Source organism: Slackia piriformis YIT 12062 (assembly GCF_000296445.1).
In the GTDB taxonomy this organism is placed as follows: Bacteria; Actinomycetota; Coriobacteriia; order Coriobacteriales; family Eggerthellaceae; genus Slackia; species Slackia piriformis.
Genome location: NZ_JH815198.1, coordinates 319,195 through 340,379 on the forward strand (window position 1 = coordinate 319,195; position 21,185 = coordinate 340,379).

14 protein-coding genes are annotated in these 21,185 nt (G+C 58.4%); 9 read left to right on the forward strand and 5 right to left on the reverse strand.

The window, feature by feature from the left end:
* Positions 1 to 65: 65 nt before the first annotated feature.
* On the reverse strand, positions 66 to 1,490 hold the full coding sequence (locus tag HMPREF9451_RS01435; RefSeq protein WP_009138520.1) for an amidophosphoribosyltransferase: 1,425 nt from the start codon (positions 1,488 to 1,490) through the stop codon (positions 66 to 68).
* A gap of 151 nt (positions 1,491 to 1,641) precedes the next feature.
* Complete coding sequence (locus HMPREF9451_RS01440; RefSeq protein WP_009138521.1) at positions 1,642 to 3,846, reverse strand: HelD family protein; 2,205 nt, start codon at positions 3,844 to 3,846, stop codon at positions 1,642 to 1,644.
* Between the two features lie 281 nt (positions 3,847 to 4,127).
* On the opposite strand from HMPREF9451_RS01440, the gene HMPREF9451_RS01445 reads away from it, so the two are divergent.
* The 7 genes from HMPREF9451_RS01445 to HMPREF9451_RS01475 all read left to right on the forward strand — a co-directional run bounded on the left by HMPREF9451_RS01445 (position 4,128) and on the right by HMPREF9451_RS01475 (position 15,518).
* Positions 4,128 to 6,848, forward strand: coding sequence for a DEAD/DEAH box helicase (locus tag HMPREF9451_RS01445; RefSeq protein ID WP_009138522.1), 2,721 nt, complete (start codon positions 4,128 to 4,130; stop codon positions 6,846 to 6,848).
* 48 nt (positions 6,849 to 6,896) lie between these two features.
* Positions 6,897 to 7,649 carry a response regulator transcription factor gene (locus HMPREF9451_RS01450; RefSeq protein ID WP_009138523.1) on the forward strand — a complete coding sequence of 251 codons (753 nt, stop codon included), beginning with the start codon at positions 6,897 to 6,899 and terminating at the stop codon, positions 7,647 to 7,649.
* A gap of 105 nt (positions 7,650 to 7,754) precedes the next feature.
* Positions 7,755 to 8,738 carry an ABC transporter ATP-binding protein gene (locus HMPREF9451_RS01455; protein ID WP_009138524.1) on the forward strand — a complete coding sequence of 328 codons (984 nt, stop codon included), beginning with the start codon at positions 7,755 to 7,757 and terminating at the stop codon, positions 8,736 to 8,738.
* A complete protein-coding gene (locus tag HMPREF9451_RS01460) occupies positions 8,726 to 9,511 on the forward strand; it encodes a hypothetical protein (RefSeq protein ID WP_009138525.1) in 786 nt (261 codons plus the stop codon). The genes HMPREF9451_RS01455 and HMPREF9451_RS01460 overlap by 13 nt, the downstream gene beginning before the upstream one ends.
* A 121-nt stretch (positions 9,512 to 9,632) precedes the next feature.
* Complete coding sequence (locus HMPREF9451_RS01465; protein WP_009138526.1) at positions 9,633 to 10,538, forward strand: sensor histidine kinase; 906 nt, start codon at positions 9,633 to 9,635, stop codon at positions 10,536 to 10,538.
* Positions 10,539 to 10,713: 175 nt separating this feature from the next.
* Complete coding sequence (locus HMPREF9451_RS01470; protein WP_392391630.1) at positions 10,714 to 13,338, forward strand: YhgE/Pip family protein; 2,625 nt, start codon at positions 10,714 to 10,716, stop codon at positions 13,336 to 13,338.
* Positions 13,335 to 15,518: a YhgE/Pip domain-containing protein gene (locus HMPREF9451_RS01475; protein ID WP_009138528.1), complete on the forward strand. Its 2,184-nt coding sequence runs from the start codon at positions 13,335 to 13,337 to the stop codon at positions 15,516 to 15,518. The genes HMPREF9451_RS01470 and HMPREF9451_RS01475 overlap by 4 nt, the downstream gene beginning before the upstream one ends.
* A gap of 92 nt (positions 15,519 to 15,610) precedes the next feature.
* On the opposite strand, the gene ade is transcribed toward HMPREF9451_RS01475, so the two are convergent.
* The 3 genes from ade to HMPREF9451_RS01490 form a co-directional block, all read right to left on the reverse strand.
* Positions 15,611 to 17,428 (reverse strand): adenine deaminase, encoded by a 1,818-nt coding sequence (gene ade / locus HMPREF9451_RS01480; RefSeq protein WP_009138529.1) that lies wholly within the window; start codon positions 17,426 to 17,428, stop codon positions 15,611 to 15,613.
* 95 nt (positions 17,429 to 17,523) lie between these two features.
* Positions 17,524 to 17,697 carry a hypothetical protein gene (locus HMPREF9451_RS09775; protein ID WP_009138530.1) on the reverse strand — a complete coding sequence of 58 codons (174 nt, stop codon included), beginning with the start codon at positions 17,695 to 17,697 and terminating at the stop codon, positions 17,524 to 17,526.
* 248 nt (positions 17,698 to 17,945) lie between these two features.
* Positions 17,946 to 18,920 carry a TDT family transporter gene (locus HMPREF9451_RS01490; protein ID WP_009138531.1) on the reverse strand — a complete coding sequence of 325 codons (975 nt, stop codon included), beginning with the start codon at positions 18,918 to 18,920 and terminating at the stop codon, positions 17,946 to 17,948.
* A 229-nt stretch (positions 18,921 to 19,149) separates the two neighbouring features.
* Between HMPREF9451_RS01490 and HMPREF9451_RS01495 the strand changes: the two genes are divergently transcribed.
* Positions 19,150 to 20,049, forward strand: a complete 900-nt coding sequence (locus HMPREF9451_RS01495) for a LysR family transcriptional regulator (RefSeq protein WP_009138532.1) — start codon at positions 19,150 to 19,152, stop codon at positions 20,047 to 20,049.
* A 196-nt stretch (positions 20,050 to 20,245) separates the two neighbouring features.
* Positions 20,246 to 21,178: a quinolinate synthase NadA gene (nadA, locus tag HMPREF9451_RS01500; protein ID WP_009138533.1), complete on the forward strand. Its 933-nt coding sequence runs from the start codon at positions 20,246 to 20,248 to the stop codon at positions 21,176 to 21,178.
* The last annotated feature ends 7 nt before the right edge of the window (positions 21,179 to 21,185 follow it).

Sequence of the window (21,185 nt, forward strand, 5' to 3'; positions counted from 1 at the left end):
ACAGGTTGCGTTGCATGAAAAAAGCCCCGACGGCGTCGGGGCTTTGAAAAGTTCGGGAAACGTGGCTATTCTTTGCCGGTCCAGCAGTAGGTGCAGATTTTGGATGGGTCGATGCCGATGCCTTCGAGCATGCCGTCGAGGGATTGGTATCCCAGGGAGTCGAAGCCGAGTTTCTCGCAGATCGTGCGCAGCATGCATTTGCCGCGTTCGGTGGAGGAGTCGGCGTATTCCTCGAGATGCTTCTGGCCTTCGTCACCCTCGAGCTCTTGAATGACACGGCGGGAAATCAGGTCCATTTCGGATTTGCTGCTCGAGAAGCTCAGATATTTGCAGCTGAACATAATGGGCGGGCAGGCGGAGCGCATGTGCACTTCTTTGGCGCCGGCGCCGTAGAGGAAATCGACCGTTTCGCGCAGCTGCGTGCCGCGGACAATGGAATCGTCCACGAGCAGAAGCTTCTTGTCGGCGATCAGCTCGGGCACGGGGACCTGCTTCATCTTGGCAACGCGGTTGCGTACCTCCTGGTTGGAAGGCATGAAGGAGCGTGCCCAGGTGGGAGTGTACTTGATGAAGGGGCGCGCGAAAGGCGTTTTGCTCTCGGTTGCATAGCCTATGCCGTGGGGCACGCCCGAATCAGGCACGCCGGCAACGTAGTCGACGTCGGGAAGCGTTCCTGCCTTGGCTTCGTCGCGTGCCATGATGGCGCCGTTGCGGTAGCGAACCACTTCGACATTCTGCCCTTCGTAATTCGAATTGGGATAGCCGTAGTAGGTCCACAGGAAGGCGCAGATTTTCATGTCGTTGCCCGCGGGGGATATGGTCTCGTAGGAATCGGCGTTCACGCGCACGATTTCGCCGGGACCGAGCTCGTATTCGTCATCGTAATCGAGCTTATGATACGGGAAGGACTCGAAGGAAATGCAGTGGCCTTTTTCGTTCTTGCCGATCAAGACGGGGAGACGGCCGACCTTATCGCGCGCTGCGATGATGTCGCCTTCGTCGGTCATGATGAGCAGGGTGAGCGATCCGTCGATGACCTCCTGGGCGAACTTAATGCCTTCGACGAAGCTGTCCTTCTGGTTGATGAGGGCGGCAACGAGCTCGGTGTTGTTCACTTTGCCCGAACTCATGGCCATGAACTGCTTTCCGCCGGCGGAGAAGCATTCTTCGATGAGCTGTTCCGCGTTGTTGATGATGCCTACCGTCGTAATGCCAAAAGTGCCGAGGTGCGAGCGTACCAAAAGCGGTTGCGGATCGGTGTCGCTGATGCAACCGATGCCGCTGCATCCGTGGAAGCTTTGCAGGTCGTCTTCGAATTTCGTTCGAAACGGCGTGTTTTCAATCGAATGGATTTCGCGCTGGAATCCGGTTTCGGTGTCGAAGAAAATCATGCCTGCACGGCGTGTTCCCAGATGGGAGTGGTAATCGACGCCGAAGAACACATCAAGAACCACATCGTCGTGGGATGCAGCTCCGAAGAATCCGCCCATTGTGCACCTTTCGTCATTGGGTAACGGTTAAAAAAACCAGTATAAGGCTCCGTGCGGCGCCGCGCGACTCGGCCAAGGTTCCTCATAGCATTTTTCCAGAATGGAAACAAAAGAAGAAAGAGCGAGGGCGAATCGCACGGCGGGCGGCGGCTTACTTCTTCAGAAGCGGAGTGATAGATCCCGGCGCCAGCAAGGTGATGCGGTTCGTGGCGCGGGAGATGCTGGTGTACAGGCGATTGCGGTCGATGCGGTTGTCTCCGAACACCTCCTCGCGGGCATCGGGGATGATGACGTGGTCGAATTCGAGGCCTTTGGCGAATTCGAGCGTCATGATCATGACTCCGCTTGCGGGCAGCGTGGCGTTGTCGTCGATGAGGGCGATCGCTTCGTCTCCGAGCAAAGAGGCAATGCGGCGGGCCCCTGCTCGGTCGTTTGCGATGACGGCTGCAAGTCCGCGGCCTTCGTGCTCGATGCCCTCGCGCGCCTGCGAGACGACGCGTGCGAGCTCGGATTCATACGTTTCTCGGTCGGGGCATTCCAGCAGGTCGGGAGCTATGTCGTCGCGCTGGATGGAGGAGACGCGCATACGGTCGTCGTGGGGCATAAGACCCGAGAACAGGTCGGTGATCTGGGGGGATGAGCGATAGCTTGTCATGAGGCGGCATTCCTGCACGCTTTCGCCGCTTGCCTCGAAGACGGCGCGAATTTCTTCGAACGTCGACGTGTGGTTGCCGATCGCCTGATTCTCATCGCCCAAAAGCAAGAAATGCGCTCGGCGGAAATAACGTCGAAGAACGACGAGCTGAGCGGTGGTGTAATCCTGCACTTCGTCGACCATGACGTACTTCGCGTTCGGATTGCTCAGACCCGTACATGCCATTTTGAGGTAGGCCCACTCCACGGGAAGCAGCCCTTCTTTTCCGAGAAGGCGCATGCCTATACGGTCGATGCGAAGCCATTCGTCGCGCTCGACGATGTCGAAGGCGCGCGCATAGCGGTCGTTGAGGTAGGTGAGCGCAAGCTCTCGCGCCTCGTTTTCGTTTTGGGGCTCAATGGTTTCGTGGAAGATGCGCACCTGCTCCTGGATGGATAGCTGGAGCATCTCGTTTTGCGCGCGCTCGGTTGCCGCCATCTGCTTGAGCCTGCTGGACAGTCGCTTATGCAGCTCTTCACGCATGAGCGTGACCAGATGGGGGCCTGCCGGTATGCGCTTGAACTTATCGGCCATTTGGCGGATTTGCCCAGCAGAGAGCAGCTGGGTTCCTTCGCAGACGATGTCTTTGAAATCGTTGGGGTCGAAAACGAGTTCGGCGACGGCATTGTCGATGCGCTGCAGCGATTCAAGGGAGATGTCGGCTCGCCCGCGGCTTCGGTCGGCGGGCATGATGGTTGCCATGAACTCGTTGAAGGTCATGGTTTCGGGATTGCTTTCCCCAAGGTCGGGAAGGACGTTTTCGATATAGCGGCTGAAAACCGGGTTCGGCGTGATCAGAAAGACGTCTTCGGGCCTGAGGCTTTCACGCTGCCGATAGAACAGATAGGCGATGCGCTGCATAAGGACCGATGTCTTGCCGCTTCCGGCGATGCCATTGACAAGCAGCACGGGGACGTCTTCGTGGCGGATGACCTGGTTCTGCTCTTTTTGAATGGTAGCCGTGATGGCCTTCATCTGGGATGTGCGCTCCTGGGAAAGCGACGCGAGAAGCATGGCGTCCTGGATGGCTACCGTGGTGTCGAAGTATGCGTTCAGGGTGTCCTTTGCGATGTCGAACTGGCGACGCAGCTTGAGGTCGACTTTGATGGTGCGGCCGTTTGCGACATAGGAAGTGGGACCGTTTTCCTGGTTGTAATAGGTTTCAGCCACGGGCGAACGCCAGTCCACCACCAGGCGCTTATAGTTCTCGTCAGACATGCCGGCGTTGCCTATGTAGAGGTCTTTCGGGGCGTCTCCCGGTTTGTACTGCAGAGAGACTTTCGCGAAGTACGGCTGCTCGAGCAGCAGGCGTGTTTTCTCGAGGTTCTGGAGGTTGAGTTCCTGCGTGGCGTTGCACAGGTCGATGTTTTTATTGGCGGTGGCGTATTCCGCGTAAGTCTCGAAGGCCTCGCCCATGCTGGCGAAGTTGCCCGTGAGCTCGTCTGCGAGCATCTCCTTGTCGGCGGCCACTTCGGCATCGAGCTTTTTGATTTTCGCTGCGAAGGAGGCGGCCATTTTAACGAGCGTTTCGTAGGTTCGGCTCAGATGCTCCTGCTCCTGCGCGAAGACGGGATCTTCTTCCCGGTCGAGCTCGGTTTGCTTCTGCGGGTCTTCGTCGGGGTTATTCGTTGAAAGGCGGGGTTGCGAAGGGTCGGTGAACACGGTTTCTCCTTAGCGGGCGGTGCGAATTGTCACGCCGGCGCTATGCCGGCGGATTAAGCTTGATCTCTTCGTTGGTACAATGACAGAAAGTGTTGCATTATAAAGCGGCGAAGGCGATTCCGCACGAGAATTGCGCTTGCCGATTCGGGCGGGCTTGGGTTCGCGCCTTCCAAGCTTGAGAATCGAGCCCCCTTTTGACATCGGGGACGTATTTCGAAACGATTGGGATATATTGAAGGCGAATTCAAAGACGCTGACGAATGACGGATGGGAGAGCCTGCATGGATCATGGTGCTGCAGATGAGCGAGTCGGCTTCGAGCGCTCGAAGGACGCTGACGGGGCGCTCGGGGAAAACGAGGCGGCGGAAAACGACGCGATGCGTTTCGGATCGCTTGGCGCACTTGTTCCGGATGCGGTGTATGACCGCTATTGGAGCTGGGGCTCTGACGAAGGCTCCGAGGGCTTCGATGCATCGGACTGCGAATCTGAAGAGTGCATAGCGTCGGAGGAGCCTCTTCCTACGGCGGATGAAGCGTTCGAGCTGTTTCTTGGCTGGGTTGCCGACCGCAGCATAGAGCCGTGGCCTCATCAGGAAGAAGCTCTGATGAGCCTCATGGTGGGCGATCATGTCATTTTGGGGACGCCTACCGGATCGGGTAAATCGCTGGTGGCGCTAGGTCTGCATTTCATGGCGCTGTGCACCGGCAAGGTGTCGTATTACACCGCGCCTATCAAGGCTCTTGTCAGCGAGAAGTTTTTCTATCTTGTCGATGTGCTGGGCAGGGAAAACGTCGGCATGATTACGGGCGATGTGTCCATCAATCCGTACGCTCCGGTCGTATGCTGCACGGCCGAGATTCTCGCGAACCAGGCGTTGCGCGAGGGGGAACGCGCCGATATCGGCTGCGTGGCTATGGACGAGTTTCACTTCTACGGAGACCCTCAGCGCGGCTGGGCGTGGCAGGTTCCTTTGCTGACGCTTCCGCATACGCAGTTCTTGCTGATGAGCGCAACGCTTGGCGACGTCTCCGTTATTGCCGAATCCCTCAAGGCCCATACGGATGCGGATGTCGATATCATCGCTGATGCTCCGCGCCCGGTGCCGCTTTCTTACGAATACGTGAAAACGCCGATCGAAGGCACGGTTGAGCTTGCCATACGCGCTGCCGAAACGCCGCTTTACATCGTGCATTTTTCACAAGATGCTGCGCTCGATACCGCGCAGTCCTTGGCAAGCTACGGCGTTGCAACGAAAGAGCAGCGCGAGGCCATCAAGAACGCCATCAAGGGAACGCGCTTCACCACGGCGTTTGGCAAGACGCTTCAGCGTCTTTTGGGGTGCGGCGTGGGCGTGCATCATGCGGGCATGCTGCCGCGTTATCGCCTTCTGATGGAGAAGCTTGCGCAGCAGGGGCTGCTTCCGGTCATCTGCGGTACCGATACACTGGGTGTGGGTATCAACGTGCCCATCCATACGGTCATTCTGACGGCTCTTACGAAATTCGACGGCTTCAAGATGCGCCGTTTGCGCGCCCGCGAGTTTCATCAGATAGCCGGTCGTGCCGGCCGCTCGGGGTTCGATACCGAAGGCATGGTCATAGCCGAAGCGCCTGAGCACGAGATCGAAAACGCTAAGGCCCTGCAAAAAGCTGGCGGCGATCCGAAGAAAGAGCGCAAAATCAAGAAGAAAAAGCCGCCTGAGGGTTTTGTGAATTGGAATGAAGACACGTTTGCCAAGCTTATCGACGCGGCGCCCGAGACGTTGAAGCCGCGCATGCGCATTACGCATTCCATGGTGCTCGCCGTGGTTTCGCAAGGGGGAGACGCCTGGGCGCGCGTGCGCAAGCTCATCGACGATTCGGCGCAGACGCCTGAGGAAAAGGTGAAGCTGTACGAACGGGCCGATGAAGTGTTCATGACGCTTATCGATGCCGACGTGGTGGAGAAAGTCGAGTGTGAAGACGGCTCCGTGGAATATCGCGCCACGATGAATCTGCCGGATGATTTCGCGCTCGACCAGCCGCTTTCCCCGTTTTTGCTTGCGGCGCTCGAGCTGCTTGATCCCGAGAGCGAAACGTATACCATGGACTTGATTTCCATGGTGGAAGCCACGTTGGAAGACCCGCGCCAAGTGCTGCGTGCGCAAGAGCGCAAAGCACGCGAGAAGGCTATGGCGGAGATGAAGGCTGACGGCGTGGACTACGAAGAGCGTCTCGACCGCATCGGTGACGTTACGTATCCCAAGCCGCTGGAAGAGATGCTCGATGCGGCATTCGTCCAGTACTGCGAGGCGGTGCCGTGGGCGCGCGACTATCAGCTTGCGCCGAAATCCGTGCTGCGCGACATGCTGGAGACGGCTTCGGACTTCAAAGAGTATGTGGCTCGTTACGGCATCGCACGCAGCGAAGGCACGTTCTTGCGCTATCTATCCGATGCGTATCGCGTGCTCGACCGCACCGTTCCTTTCGACAAGCGCGACGATCGGCTGAAAGACATCATTTCATGGCTTGGCCTGGTGGTTCGCTCGGTCGACTCCAGCTTGGTCGACGAATGGGAGGCTGCAGGCGCGGTGGAAGATACTGCGCCGCCGACCGAAGCGGATGCCGTGGTGCGCGACCGCCGCGGCCTCACGGTGCTCGTGCGCAACGCGCTGTTCCGCCGTGTGCGCCTTGCCGCTGCGGACAAGGTAGAAGAGCTGGCGGATGTGGATATGGAGTGGGGCTTCGGCGTACGAAAGTGGCAAGAAGCGCTCGATGCGTTTTATGAGGCGCATGAAGAGATTCTCCTGGACGCCGATGCGCGCTCGAGCGCGTACCTCGTCATCGACGAAGCCGACGAGCGTGCGAACCACGTCTGGCACGTACGTCAGATTTTCCATGATGCGGATGGCGATAGCGATTTCAGCATTGCCGCCGATGTCGACCTCGATGCCACGCAGGATGCGGGCGAGGTCGTATTCTCCAACTATCGCGTCGGGTTTACCGAGGACATTCTGGATTAATGGGCATGAAGGCTACTCGGCCGTCTTGCGTCGGAAGGGCGTGCGTCTATGAATAACGGTAGGGAAGAAAACGACAAACCGGCAAAGGCGGCGCGCGGCCCGTTCGCGGGCGCGCGCGTTCTTGTCGTTGAAGACGATCTTTCTATCAGTGATGTGATTTCCTCGGCGCTTGCCCAGGACGGCTATGTGTGCACATGCGCGTATTCGGGCACCGAAGCGCGTATGATTCTCGAAAGCGGGAGTTCGTTCGACATCGTCTTGTGCGATTTGATGCTTCCGGGGCTTTCGGGGGAAGAGCTGATTGCCCGCATTCGCGAGCGCTGCGACGTTCCTATCCTCGTCGCCTCGGCGAAAGGGGAAGCATCCGACCGCGTGGCCCTTTTGCGTATGGGGGCGGACGACTACGTGGTCAAGCCTTTCGATTTGGACGAATTGCTGGCGCGCATCGAGGCGTTGCTGCGTCGTTCTGCGGCGTTTCGGCAGCCGACCTCAACCGATCGCTCGATGTCGTTTAGGCAGTGGGTCGTAGACGAGGAGTCGCGCGAGTTTACCGCGGCGGGCGTCCCCGTGCGTCTGACGCGCACCGAGTTCGACATCGTGTGCGCGCTCGTTCGGCATCCGAAGAAGGTCTACACGAAGCGCGAGCTGTTCGAGATAGTGCGCAACGAAGAAGCGCTTTCGGACGAAAAGACCATCAACACGCACGTTTCCAACATCCGTGCCAAGTTGAAAGGGACGGGTACGGAGGGCTATATAGAGACCGTCTGGGGCATAGGGTTCAAGCTTTCCGAGGACGATTAATCGCGTCGGTCTTTTCTTATATCTTTCTTGATCTTTGGCGGAAAGTTTCTCAAAACTCGCTCGGTATTCTCGAAAGCGTCGAAATGTCGAGGAAAGGAGACTCGCATGAACGCGATCGAGACCGTCGGCCTGACGAAGGCCTTCGGCGAAAAACATGCAGTCGATGCGCTTGACCTGACGGTGAAGCGCGGGGAGATATACGGATTCGTGGGCCGCAACGGCGCCGGGAAGTCTACGGTTATGAAGATGCTGGCCGGTCTTGTGCTGCCTACGTCGGGCGAGATCGCCTTGCTCGGAGAGCATCAGAAGCCGGGCTGTACAAGCAGACGAATGGGTGCGCTTATCGAGGAGCCAGGCGTGTTGCGTTCTCTTACCGGGCTGGAAAACGTCGCCTGTCGCGCGATGTCTCTCGGCGTGGTGGATGCGGAGCGCGTAGCGGCGGAAACGCTTCAGGAGGTTGGTCTTGCCGATGCGGCCCATAAGCGTGTGAAGTCGTATTCGCTCGGCATGAAGCAGAGGCTGGGCTTGGCGCTCGCTTTGGTGGGTTCTCCCGATTTGCTTTTGCTCGACGAGCCTTTCAACGGGCTTGATCCGCAAGGCGTGCGTTCGGTGCGCGATCTGATCGTGTCGCTTGTGCGCGACAGGGGCGTGACGGTTTTCGTGAGCTCGCACGTGCTCGACCAGCTCGAACGCATGGTGACGCGCTATGGCGTGGTGCGCGAAGGCCGCCTGGTGAAAGAACTCTCCACCGAAGAGGTGGAGCAGGCGTGCGCCGACCACGTTCTCATTCGCTGCGCGGCGCCCCAGTTCGCGCTTTCCGTTCTGCAGGACGCGCTTCCCGAAGGGCGTTTCGTCATGCTTGAAGACGATGCCATTCGCGCGCAGAACATCACGTCGGAGGAAGCGGGAAGAGCGCTTGCAGGCTCGGGTATCGTAATCAGCGAGCTTTCTGTTTCCCACCGCGACATCGAAGAGCTTTTCATCGGTCTTATGGGCGAAGAGGGCAGCGCCGAATCGCAGAAGGCGAACGGGGCCTTGCTCAAGCGCAGGCGTGCCGAGAAAGGGGGGTGGTCGCCGTGCTTAGCATGATGAAAGCCCTGGCGTACTACCTTCGCGGCTCCCGCATGATGCTCGCGTTCGTGCTCGTTTTCGTGTTTTGCTGCTCCGTCGAAGCCATTGCTGTCTGGATGCATTTCAATGTGCCTTGGTTTGCTGAATTGGGTGTTGTCGTGGGGGTTTACGACGGCGTGCCTTCGCTTATGGTATGGGGCTCGTCTTTTGTGGCGGGGTCGTTTTTAGCCATGGCCCATGCGATCTTCATGGCTGCGATTACGTCGGAGCTTTTCAAACGCGGATACGTGAAAAACCTTATCCAGGCGAAAGGAGGCCGTGCAACGCTGGCGCTGTCGCTTGTGGCGTGGTGCGTATTGAGCGCGTCTGTCGCCACGTTGATGGGTGTTGCGGTGACAGAGCTTGGGACTCGCCTGGCGGGATGCGCGCCCGCTCTGCCCTCGCTGGCTGATTTTCTGCAGTGGTTCATCCAGGTGACATTGTGCGTGTCCGCCTACTCCGTCCTGACCGTTATGGCGGTTCTTCTTACCAAAAGCGAAGTAGCCGGCATGGTGATCGCGATATCGCTCGGTGCCGGCGGTGTTGAAAATATTCTGCGGCTGCTGCTTGCTAACATACCCGGCCTTGCGCCGGCGCTTCGCGACTGCCTTGACGGGTATCTTGCGGCGGATTTGAGCATGCTGGGTTCGGGCGCCATATGCGATCCGTTTTCCTACGTGCAGTCAATCGCTACCATTGCGGTTGCGACGGCGCTTTGCGTCGCGGTGGCGAAAAAACGAAGTTTTGCCTGATAGAAGCACAGCATGGACTTATAGGGCGCGAACGGCGGGAAAAGAGCTGTTCGCGCCGTTTTCCGTGAAGCGGGTCTTGGCCGGGCCTTATCAATGAGGTTGCTAGAAGGAAGGGGCTTTCGTGGTTGCTTGGGGTGTTGCGCTTGCCGCCATGTTGGCGTCGTTCGTGCTTGCCTTCGTTGCCGTGAGCTACGAGCGCGAGCTGCGCTCTATGGCGAGTTTCTTGGAGAAACGCGAGCGCGGCAGCAACGAGCGTGTTTCAGTGGATTTTTCTACGCGGGGTATTGCCGGCATTGCGCGGGCGATAAACGAAGAGCTGGATGCGCAGCGCGACGCGCACATTGCCCAGGAGGCTCACCGTGCGGCATTTCGTCAGGACCTCGCCTCGCTTTCCCACGATATCCGCACGCCTCTTGCGGGAGCCCAGGGGTATTTGCAGCTGCACGACCGCGCGGAAAGCGAAACGGAGCGTCGCCGCTGCCTGTCCGAGGCCGCATCGCGCCTGGCGGCCATGAGAAAGCTCACCGATACGCTCTTCGATTATTCGAAGGCGCTCGACGAAAGCGCGCCGCTGGCTCTTTCGAACGTGCGGGCGTGCGACGTTCTGGCCGATGTTTTAGCGGGCATGTATCCGCAGTTTCTTGAGCGGGGATGGGCGCCCGAGTTGCATATCGAAGACGAAGAAGTGCTTATCGAGGCCAACGCCGAGGCGTTGGCGCGCGTGTTTTCCAACGTGCTGACGAATGCCGTTCGCTATGGGACGGATGCGCCGTGCATCGTGCAGCGAAACGGCGTTTTCGTCGTGAAAAACAACGTGTCCGATTCGTCTTCGATCGACCCGGCGCGGCTTTTCGACCGGTTTTACCGGGCGGACACGGCGCGCGGCGGCGGTGGGTCGGGTCTCGGCCTGGCGATTGTCGCGCAGCTGTGCTCGCGCATGGGAGGCTCGGCATCGGCGCGGATCGAAGGCGACGTGCTCGAGATTGAGTTGGCGTTCAAAGCGGCGCCGGGCGCTTCGGCGGCGTGATACTGGGTCGGTGCCGGATCATCGCCAACGCGAAATCTGACATGAGACATTCCGTGCTGCATGGATGCGAGACGGGAATGGCGATTGTGTAACAGTTCCTTTGCGGGCTTTTCTCTTTTTCAAATGATATAGAATCGCTTTGCTGTACAAATGTTGATTATTCTTTGCAAAGGAGATGCGAGTGGGTAACGTTTTGCGCGTGTTCTGGCGCGATGTAAAACGCATCGCGAAGGTGCCGCCGGCGTGGCTTGTCGTGGTATTCCTTATTGTTCTTCCCTCGATCTACACCTGGTTCAACGTCATAGGGTTTTGGAACCCGTACGAGAATACGGGCAATATGCGCGTATGCGTGGTAAACGAGGACAAAAGCGTCGAAGACGAAACGCTCGGGCACCTCGATCTTGGCGCGCAGATCATAGGCGAGCTGGAGAACAACGACCAGCTGGGATGGTCTTTCGTCGACCGCGAAGAGGCCATGCGGGAGGTCGAATCGGGAGAGGCCTATGCCGCCATTGTCATTCCCGAAGATTTCAGTGCCGATATGACAACCATTCTTTCGGGCGATTTCCAGCGTCCCCAGATCGAGTATTACGTCAACGAGAAGCTCGGTCCCGTTGCGCCCAAGATAACCGATACGGGAGCGACGACGCTGGACACAACGGTCAACGACGCCTTCGTGTCTACGGTAAGCGCCACGGTCGCTTCGACGATCGACGAGAAGCTGGCCGAATCGAAAGGCGACCTCGAGACGGCGAAGGGCAGCGCGGTTTCCAAGCTCGAGCAGGGCAGCGCCGGCGTGGCTGATGCGCGCGAGGCCCTTTCGAATTTGGCCACGTCAGCAGACGAGGCCATCGGGAAAGTCGACCTTGCGAAGCAGTCGCTTTCCGACGCGAAAAACGCCGCGGTGCTTCTTTCGAGCGGTCTTGGCCAGGCGTCGGCCATTACGGGAGAGGTGAACACCGGACTCGTCACGTTCTCGACGAGCATGGGCACGGTACTCGACCACGGATCGACGCTTCTTTCCCAAACATCGTCGCAGACGAACTCGGCAATAGGGCAGACCGCGAACGGCATCGTGGCGGCCGCGGGCAGCGTTGACGCCGCTCTTGAGCGCGGCCAGGCGGTCGTGCAGGAAAATGCTCAGATCATAGGGGTGCTGCGGACGCTTCAGCAGAACCTTCCCGACGGGGAGGGCAAGCAGGCCATCGGCAACGTCATATCCGATCTCGAGACGAAGAATGCGCAGTCGCAGCAGACCTTGGACGGTCTTGCCACGCTTTCTTCCGACACGTCGGCTCTGGCCACGTCGGTTTCCGACGCTTCCGGGTCGGTGGATACGGCCGTCCAGCAGACGCTTGGAGCCGTTGACGGGTATCGCTCTACGCTTTCGACGACCACGATTCCTGCTATAAGCTCTGGGCTGGGCGATATGGGGACGGCCGCGAACGGCTTGAGTACGACGGTGTCCAATCAGGTCCTGCTCATCGATCAGACGAGCGCGGTGCTCGACGATTTGAAGACGACGCTTGGGCTTTCGGCCGATGCGTTGCGCCAGACCGACGAACTGCTCTCGGGCCTTCAAGGCGACCTCGACACCATGAAGACCGACCTTGCCGCGCTCGGAACCTCCGACGCGCTCGGCGATCTTGTGGGCGAGGACGGCATAGACTCCGAGAAAATAGCCGACTTCATGCTTTCCCCCACGCAGGTTGAGACCGAAGAGCTCTATCCGTTGAACGCCTACGGTTCAGCTATGGCGCCTTTGTTCATCAACCTCACGTTGTGGATCGGCGTGTTCATGCTGATGGTTATTATGCGCATCGAGGTAGACGACGAGTCCGTTAGAAACCTCAGCATCACGCAACGGTTCTTCGGCCGCTGGCTTCTCCTTGCCATCATGGTGTCTTTGCAGGCGATCGTGTGCTGCGCGGGATGCTTGTTCATAGGGGTGCAGACGACAAATGCGCCGGCGTTCTTCCTGACGGCCGTTCTTTGCTCGCTCGCGTATTTGAGTATTCAATACACGCTGTCTACCACGCTTCAGCATGTGGGCAAGGCCCTGTGCGTCATCCTCGTGTTCGTGCAGATACCCGGGGCGACGGGCCTGTATCCGATCGAGATGACCCCGAGTTTCTTCCAGGCGGTCTATCCGCTCTTCCCGTTCACGTACGGCATTGGCGCCATGCGCGAGACGATTAGCGGATTCTACGACGGCGCCTGGATGCACGATGCGGGAATCTTGCTGCTGTTCCTCGTGGTGTTTTTGGCAATCGGCGCGCTGGCGCGTCCGTACCTTACCAACCTCAACCATCTGTTCGCGCGCCAGATCGAAGAGAGCGACATCGTCAACGGCGAGCCCGTGCAGTTGCCCGAGCGTCGCTTCAAGATGGCGGAACTTCTTCGCGTGCTTGCCGATAGGGCGGAATATCGTTCTTTGATAGCGGCTCGAGCGGCGCGATTCATGCGTATGTATCCGAAGTTCAAAATGGGAGCTATTGTCGTCGGCGTCTTGGTGCCCGTGGTGGTGACCGTCATCTTCGCCCTGACGGAGACGGAGAAGGTTGTCATGCTGACGGGGTGGCTCATTTGGCTTGTCGTGATAATTGCCGCCCTGATTATCGTCGAGTTCATCAGGGACAATATCAGACGCCAGGCTTCGCTTGAATCCATGAGCGATGAAGAAGTTCGCACGCTGTATTCCCAGCGCAATAGCGTCGGGGAGACGTGTCGCGCTGAGGCGGCCCACGCGCAGGAGGCTGGATGGGCTTCGCACGTATCGGAGAAAGGAGGCAGGCGATGAGGAATATATGGCGTCTTTTCACGGGCGATGTGAAGCGTATCGGCCGCAATGTGGTTACGGTCATCATCGCGCTCGGCCTGGTGCTGATTCCGTCTCTGTTTTCCTGGTACAACATGATTGCGTGCTGGAGTGTTTTCGATAACACGGGGAATTTGAAGGTGGCCGTCGCCAACGTGGACGAAGGGTATAAAAGCGACCTTGTTCCGATCGAGGTGAACATCGGCGACCAGGTGGTGTCAGCATTGCGGGCGAACGACCAGCTTCAGTGGGTGATCACTGACGAAGACGACGCGATCGACGGCGCCAGGTCTGGGCGCTATTACGCGGCCGTGGTCATTCCGAAAAGCTTCAGCCGGGACATGATGACGTTTTATTCGGACGACGTCGAGCATGCCAAAATCACCTATTATTCCAACGAGAAGAAGAACGCTATTGCCCCGAAGGTCACCGACCAGGGAGCCGACCAGGTATCGGCGCAAGTGAACCAGCTTTTTGCGAAAACGCTTTCAGAAGCGGCTCTGGGTATTTCCTCCAGCCTTCTGGAATACGCCGACACGGCCGACCTCGATGGAACCATCGCCAAGCTGAGTGCCCATGTTTCAGAGGCGGGCGAACGAATGGCTAAGGGCTCTTCGCTTCTGACCACGTATTCCTCGGTTCTTGGGTCGGCTCAGTCGCTCATTGGCAATTCTTCATCTTTGCTGACGCAGGTGGGTGCTTCTGCAGATGAGGTGTCGGCTTCCGTCGACAGCGCAAAGCAGGCGGCCGGTACGGTGACGTCTGCCATGGACGATTCTGTTTCGGCGCTTTCGACGGCGCTTGATCAGAGTGCGACAAGCTATGGAGCCGTGTCTGATTCGGTCGATGCGGCGTTCGATTCCGCAGCGGCACTTTCGGGCGATTCGGCCGCGCAGCTTCGAGCGGCGGGTGGCAACGTTGACGCGCAAGTGCAGGATTACAAGGCTCTTGTGTCCCAGCTCGAACAGCTAAAGGGAAACCTTCCCGAGGAGAACCATTCGCTTATTGATACGCTCATTACGCGCTTGAACGCTTCGATCGCGCTGCAAGAGCAGCTCAGGGACTCTCTGTATTCCGCCGCGGATTCGGTAGAGACGGGAAGCGCGGACACGCAGGCAAAGCGAGAAGAGATTAAATCCCTTGCCGCGCAGGCGAAGGAAAGCCTCGGCGGCGTGAAGTCTGATTACGATTCCAGCCTGAAGCCGAAGTTGACCGAGCTGGGAACCACGATCGCCGATGCGGGCGCTTCGCTCTCGTCGGTTGCGGGGTTGCTTGATTCTGCCGAATCCGACCTGTCGGGCGCGGCCGATTCTGTGTCTCAAAAACTTGGGGCGACGAAGCAGAAGCTTGAGAATGCAGCGGGAGACCTCTCGGCTTCCGCTGAGAAGCTGACCCAGATGGGCCAGGATATCAATGCGGCGCTTTCTTCGGGCGATCCTCAGGCTTTGCGCGATGTCATCGGGTCCGACCCGAGCGTGCTTGCCTCGGCGCTTTCCGCTCCAGTGGAACTTGACCGCCATGCCATCTACCCGGTGGATAATTTCGGGTCGGCCATGTCGCCTCTGTATACCACCTTGGCCTTATGGATCGGCGCCTTGCTCATGATGGTGACGCTGAAGGTCAACCCGTCACAGCGTACGGTGCGCGAGCTTGATAACCCGACGCCGCAGCAGCTGTTCATCGGTCGCTTCGGCGTAGTGGCGCTGCTTTCGCTTCTCCAGAGCACGCTGATGGGATTGGGCAATTTGTTCTTCCTGGACGTCCAGGCGAACAACCCGTTCCTCTACATGTTGTGTTTCTGGGTGTCCGGGCTGGTGTTCGCCTTCATCATCTACACCCTGGTGGTGTCCTTCGCCAATTTCGGCAAGGCGCTGAGCGTGTTTTTGCTGGTCATTCAAGTTTCTGGCGGCGGCGGAAGCTATCCTTTGCAGCTTTTACCCGCGTTCGTGCAGAATCTGAGCCCGTATCTGCCTATCACGCATGCGGTCGATGCGATGCGCGCTGCGATGTTCGGCGTGTACAACGGCGATTTTTGGATGCATCTGGGCGTGCTGCTGCTCTTCACCGTGCCGTTCATCATTCTTGGCTTGGTGCTGCGCAACCCGTTCATCAAAATTGTCTCGAAGTTCGTAGAGAAGGTTGAAAGCACGAAGGTCATGTAGCTGCGCTCGGACGTTGCGATCGCCGCCTCATGAGTCTTCTGGATATGAAGGAAGCCCCCTTCGATGGTATCATCGAAGGGGGCTTCCTCTTTCTATTCCTCCACCACCAGGGGGACAAACTCGAATTTCAGGCAGTCGACGAGTCCTCTGTTCGTCAGGCGAAGCTCCGGTATGCAGGCCAGAGGAAGCAGAGCCATGGTCATGAAGGGGGATACCATGGTGCAGCCCATGTTTTCCCACGCTCGTTCGAGTCCGTCGACCTCGAGGGCCACTTCTTCGAGCGGTTTGTCACTCATGAGCCCCGCAATGGGCAGTTTCACCAGCCCGAGGACCTTGCCGTCGCGTACGGCCACTGCTCCGCCTCCGCATTCGATAAGCGTGTTGGCCGCAAGTGCCATGTCTTCATCGTTGCTTCCTACGACGAGCAGATTATGCGCATCGTGCGCAACGGTCTGGGCGAGCGCGCCGGTGATGCCGAATCCCGATACGAAGCCGCATCCGCGCGTTCCTGTTTCGTGATGGCGTTCGAAGACGAAGGCCTTGAGGACGTCTTGATCGGGACTGCTCTCGAGAAGGCCGTTTTGGAGGGGGACCGTGCGGCGGGTTTCGCGGTCGTCCACGCGGCCGCTTGCCATTTCTATGACGCGCACGCACGCCGAATCGCCTTCGAGCGCATTGCCGTGCGTATCCACGGCAGGGATGGCAAAGGATTGCGGCGTGATTTCATGCCCGATACGAACGGTATTCGTCATCCATGCGGGGTAGTCGTAGGCGGGAGCATCGAACGTCGCTGTGCCGTCGAGCGCAGCGACGTTTCCGTCGATCATGGTGAGGGATACGTTGAAGTCGGTCAGGTTGTCGAAAAGAACCAGATCGGCGCATTTTCCCGGCGCAATAGATCCGAGCTCGTGGTCCATATGGAAGCAGGTTGCGGTGTTGATGGTCGCCATCTGCAAAGCGACAAGCGGGTCGATTCCTTCCTCGACGGCGCGGCGCAGGATATGGTCGATATGTCCGGCGCTTGCGAGGGTGTTCGGGTGAGTATCGTCGGAAACCAGGCAGCAAAGGCGCGTATCCAGCCCGGTTTCCTTGATGGCGTGCGCGAGCCTGGACAAGTCGCGCCATGCGGAGCCTTCGCGGAACTGGGCGTACATGCCAAGACGAATTTTAGCGAGCGCATCTTCGGGGCGGGTTGACTCGTGGCAGCAGCGAACTCCGCTGGAAATGTAAGCGTTGAGGCCTCGGTCGGTTTCCGGGACGGAATAATGGCCGGTCACGCATCCGTCGGCTTTCAGGGTGGCGGCAATTTCCTCGAGAGGCTGGTCTGCTCCGGCCAAAACCCCCGGAAAGTTCATCATCTCGCCGAGGCCCACGACGCAATCCCACGCCATGGTTTCTGCCACGTCGTCAGCGTTGATGCTACTTCCCGTATCCTCAAACCCCGGCACGGCGGGAACGCATGACGGCGTGGTGACCATCGCCTTAAGCGGCGTGCGGCGTACGTCTTTTACCATCTCTTCGACGCCCTGCAGTCCCACGACGTTTGTCACTTCGTGGGGGTCCCAGTAAATGCCCACGGTTCCGTGCGCTATGACAGCGCGGGCGTACTGTGCGGCGCCCATCATAGAAGATTCGACATGGATATGGCCGTCGAGAAATCCGGGAGAAAGATACGCTCCGGCCGCATCGATGATTTTTGTCGATGAGCCGATGCAGTGGCTGGCGTTTCCGACGTAGGCAATGCGGCCGCATGCGACAGCGACATCCGTGCCTTCCTGTATTTCGCGCGTGTTTACATTGACGAGCTTTGCGTTTCGTATGACCGTTTCGGCGGGTTCATATCCCTGGGCAACGGCGATGAGCGTTTTGCTGCACTCCCAAAGCGCGGTCTTGCAGAATCGGTTGATCATCTTGGCTCCAAACTCTTCAGGCCGTTCGCGCGAACGCGGGAAGGACGCGTTCGCGCGAACGGCATTGCGTGCAAGGCGACCGGCGGCGAAGCAAGCTAGCCGATGATGCGCATGATGACGAACAGCAGCGCCGCTATGGCAATCGCCGCGAGAAACAGGGGAACGTTCGACCCTTTCTCCTTTTTCGGAGCGCCGGGCCGCTTGGGGGAAGCGCTCGCGCGGGGGTAATCTTTGTCGTATTCGAAATCATGAGTGTCAGCGTGCTTCATGAATTGCGCTCCTTCGCAGGAAATGATTTCTTGCAGTGTACGCGATGGAGCGTTCGCGAGAAAAAGCTCGATGATTTCTTCGCAGAGAATGCGGCAGAAGGCGGGCGGGGCATGAGCGACGCGCCGATGTTTCTTGCGCCCCGAAGGACGGGTTTGCTTCGGGCAAAACGGGGCGTATCGTTCTCGTGCGCAACGAAAAAACGCGCCGATTACCATCGGCGCGTTTCAGGGGGACGGGGATTCGGCTTCTATTCGACGCAATCGAGCGCGGACGCGGCAGACACGGGCTTGTGTGCTATTTCGTAGCGGGCGACCCGTACGAATTCTGCGATATAGCGGACGAAGACGTAAAGAACCATGACGCATGCCAGAACGACTTCCGCATAGGCGAGCAGGTGAAGCACGGCGGGAAACGCGGCGCCGGAATTCGCCAGCAGCGTGAGGGTGCGATCGAGAGCGGTTGCGGTGATGACGAAGGGGAAGGTCATGGCCGCATAGCTGGGGTAGAACTTCAGGCGAAGGAAGTGGGGAAGGCGCGCAAGCACCACGACGAGTAGCACCTGGGCAAGCACCGCCAGTGCGCAGACGAATGCTGCGTTGGGGGTCGGCTCGACGGCGAGGTATCCGGCGAGCGAAAGGCTCATGGGAGCGGTGTAGATGCAGAACAGAGGACGGGCTCCTTCTTCGACCGGATGCTTGATGTAGCGTGCAGTGACCAGGACTAAAAGCGCGATGTAGGCAACGAAGCCGAACCAGAAGATGAACTGTCCGAGGGTTTCGAGCCCGTAGGTGGGCGAAGAGACGGAAGCAACGACGATGCCTACGTAGCAGATGAAATACGTGGGATAGACGTTTTTAAGCTGGAATTGCATCAGGTGGCGCATCGTGAACCAGACGATGAGCACGGCATGGAGCAGAACAGCTACGCTCCAGACGAGGAGCGCCGGTACGTAGGCGAAGGGGGCGACGTACGTGGTCAGTTGCATCAAGGCCATCAGAAAGGTGGCGCTCACGCTTGCAAGGATGGGGTTGTCGAAATCCTTTCGAACGGACGATGCGTCCACGAAAAGACGGCCGAGCAGAAGAGAAAGCATCAGTGCGGCGCTTATGCCGCAGGCTATGTATGCAGCCATGGAAAACTGCTTCAGCAAAATACCGAGTGCGGCAAGGCCGAGCGCAACGCCGCCGGTGGGAATGGGCACTTTTGCCAGGAATTCACGCATGAAAGACTCCTTTGCTTCGGGTCGTTTTCGATTCGCGGTCTTAAACGTTTTCCAGGTTCCTGTTTTCTGCGCGACCTATGGTGCGCCTTCTATTCGATAAAGTAAACTAATGAAAAATTATGATGCCATTATCTCAACTTATGGTAATGCCGTATCGATCGGGGCAGGCGGCTTGCTTAGCAACTATGGGCGCCGCCAAGGCCGCAAAGACGAAGGAGGGAGAGGCGCGATGCTTGATTTTCGCGTGAAGACGTTTTTGTCCGTATGCCGTCTGCTGAACTATACCCATGCGGCTCGCGAGCTGAATCTCACCCAGTCGGCGGTGTCCCAGCATATGGCCGCTCTGGAGAGGCATTATGGCGCGAAGCTTGTATCGTTTGAAGGCAAAAGCATGAGCCTCACGGAGGAAGGCATGGAGCTGCAGCGTGTGTTCCAGTCGCTTGCGCACGATGAGCTGCTTCTTGAGCGCCGTATTCGGGCGATTTCCTCCCAAAGCGCCCTTCGGCTGAACGTGGGGGCAACGCTTACGGCGGGCGAATATTTGGTCGCTCCTCCGTTGGCGCGCTATATGGCGGCGCATCCCGAGATGAAGGCCTCGATCGTTTCTCGTAGTACGGCCGAGCTGCTCGACCTCATGGCAAAAGGGGAGATAGACTGCGCATTCGTGGAGGGCTTCTTCGAGAAAAGCGAGCTTTCCTGGGATGTGTTGTGCGTGCAGGAGCTTGTGTGCGTGTGCTCTCCGAACTCTTCGTTGGCGTCAAGGACGTGCAGCATGGAAGAGGTGCTCTCGGCGCCGCTCATCGTGCGAGAGCGCGAATCCGGATCGCGGGCTGTGCTTGAACACGCGCTTCATCAGCGCAATTACGGCATCGATTCGTTTGCCGAGGTTATGGAGGCATCGAGCATCAACATGATTAAGTCGTTTGTCGAAGAGGGGTTGGGCATCTCGTTCGTCTACGATGCGGCTGTGCGCTCGGATATACGCAAAGGAAGGTTGGGCGAAGTCTTTATCAGGGGGGTTTCCATCCAGCACGATATTTCGTTCATTCGCCCGAAAGGCAGTCGTTTCGAGGAAACGTTCCATGCTTTGTTCGAGGGCGTCAAAGAGGAATTCGACCGGCTTGCGTGAGTGAGCACTCCCCATTTCTTCTATGTGCTTTCGTCAGAAATGCTTGTCTTGTCATCTGTCTTGTCAGATAAACGAATGCAAAGTGTAGGTCAATCGAAGACAACGTGAACGCGGCGTGCCCGGACGGATCGCGTAAGCGCAGGTGTGCCGAAAGCGGCATATGGCTCCGGTGTAGGGGGGCATGGAAGGAAGCAACGTGGACAAGCAAACGCTCGCATCGGAGATACGAGAGCTCAAGAAGCAGAGGAACGCGGTTATTCTCGCGCATTACTACACATCGCCTGAAGTGCAGGATGCGGCCGATTACGTGGGCGATTCGTTCGGTCTTTCCAAAATGGCGGCAGAGCTCGATTGCGATACGTTGGTGTTTTGCGGCGTGCGTTTCATGGGGGAGAGCGCGAAGCTGCTCAGCCCGGAGAAGACGGTTCTGCTTCCCGCTCCCGAAGCCGATTGCCCTATGGCCCATATGGTTGAAGACGGGTTTATCGAGCGCCTTCGCGAAACCTACGATGATCTTGCGGTGGTGTGCTACGTCAACTCCACGGCGCGCATCAAAGCGCTTTCCGACGTGTGCGTGACGTCTTCGAATGCGCTCGCGGTCGTGTCCTCTCTGCCCGAACGTACCATCGCGTTCGTCCCCGATCGTCACTTGGGAAGGTATATCGCGGAAATGCTTCCGGAGAAGCGTTTCATTTTGAATCCTGGCTGTTGCCCCGTACACGATGCCATGCTCGCGGAGGAAATCAAAGCCCTGAAAGCGCAGCACCCCGAGGCGAAGGTGCTTGTGCACCCCGAATGCAACGAGGCGGTCATGGCCTTGGCGGACTATGCCGGATCGACGGCGGGTATTATCGACTATGCCGTTTGCGACGAGGCCAAAGAATACATCATAGGAACCGTCGGCGGCGTGCTTCACCAGATAGAGCGCAAGACCGAAGGAAGCGGGAAGCGGTTCTTCCTTCCCGCCACGAAGCCAACCTGCGCCGATATGGACCTGGTAACGCTTGAAAATGTGCGCGACTGCTTGGCTGCCGGCGCAGGTAGCGTGTACGAAGTGGCGCCTGCGCCCGATCGGGAGAAAGTGCGCGCTCGCGCCTCGCTGGTTCGCATGCTTGAGCTTTCCGAATAAGGAGGAC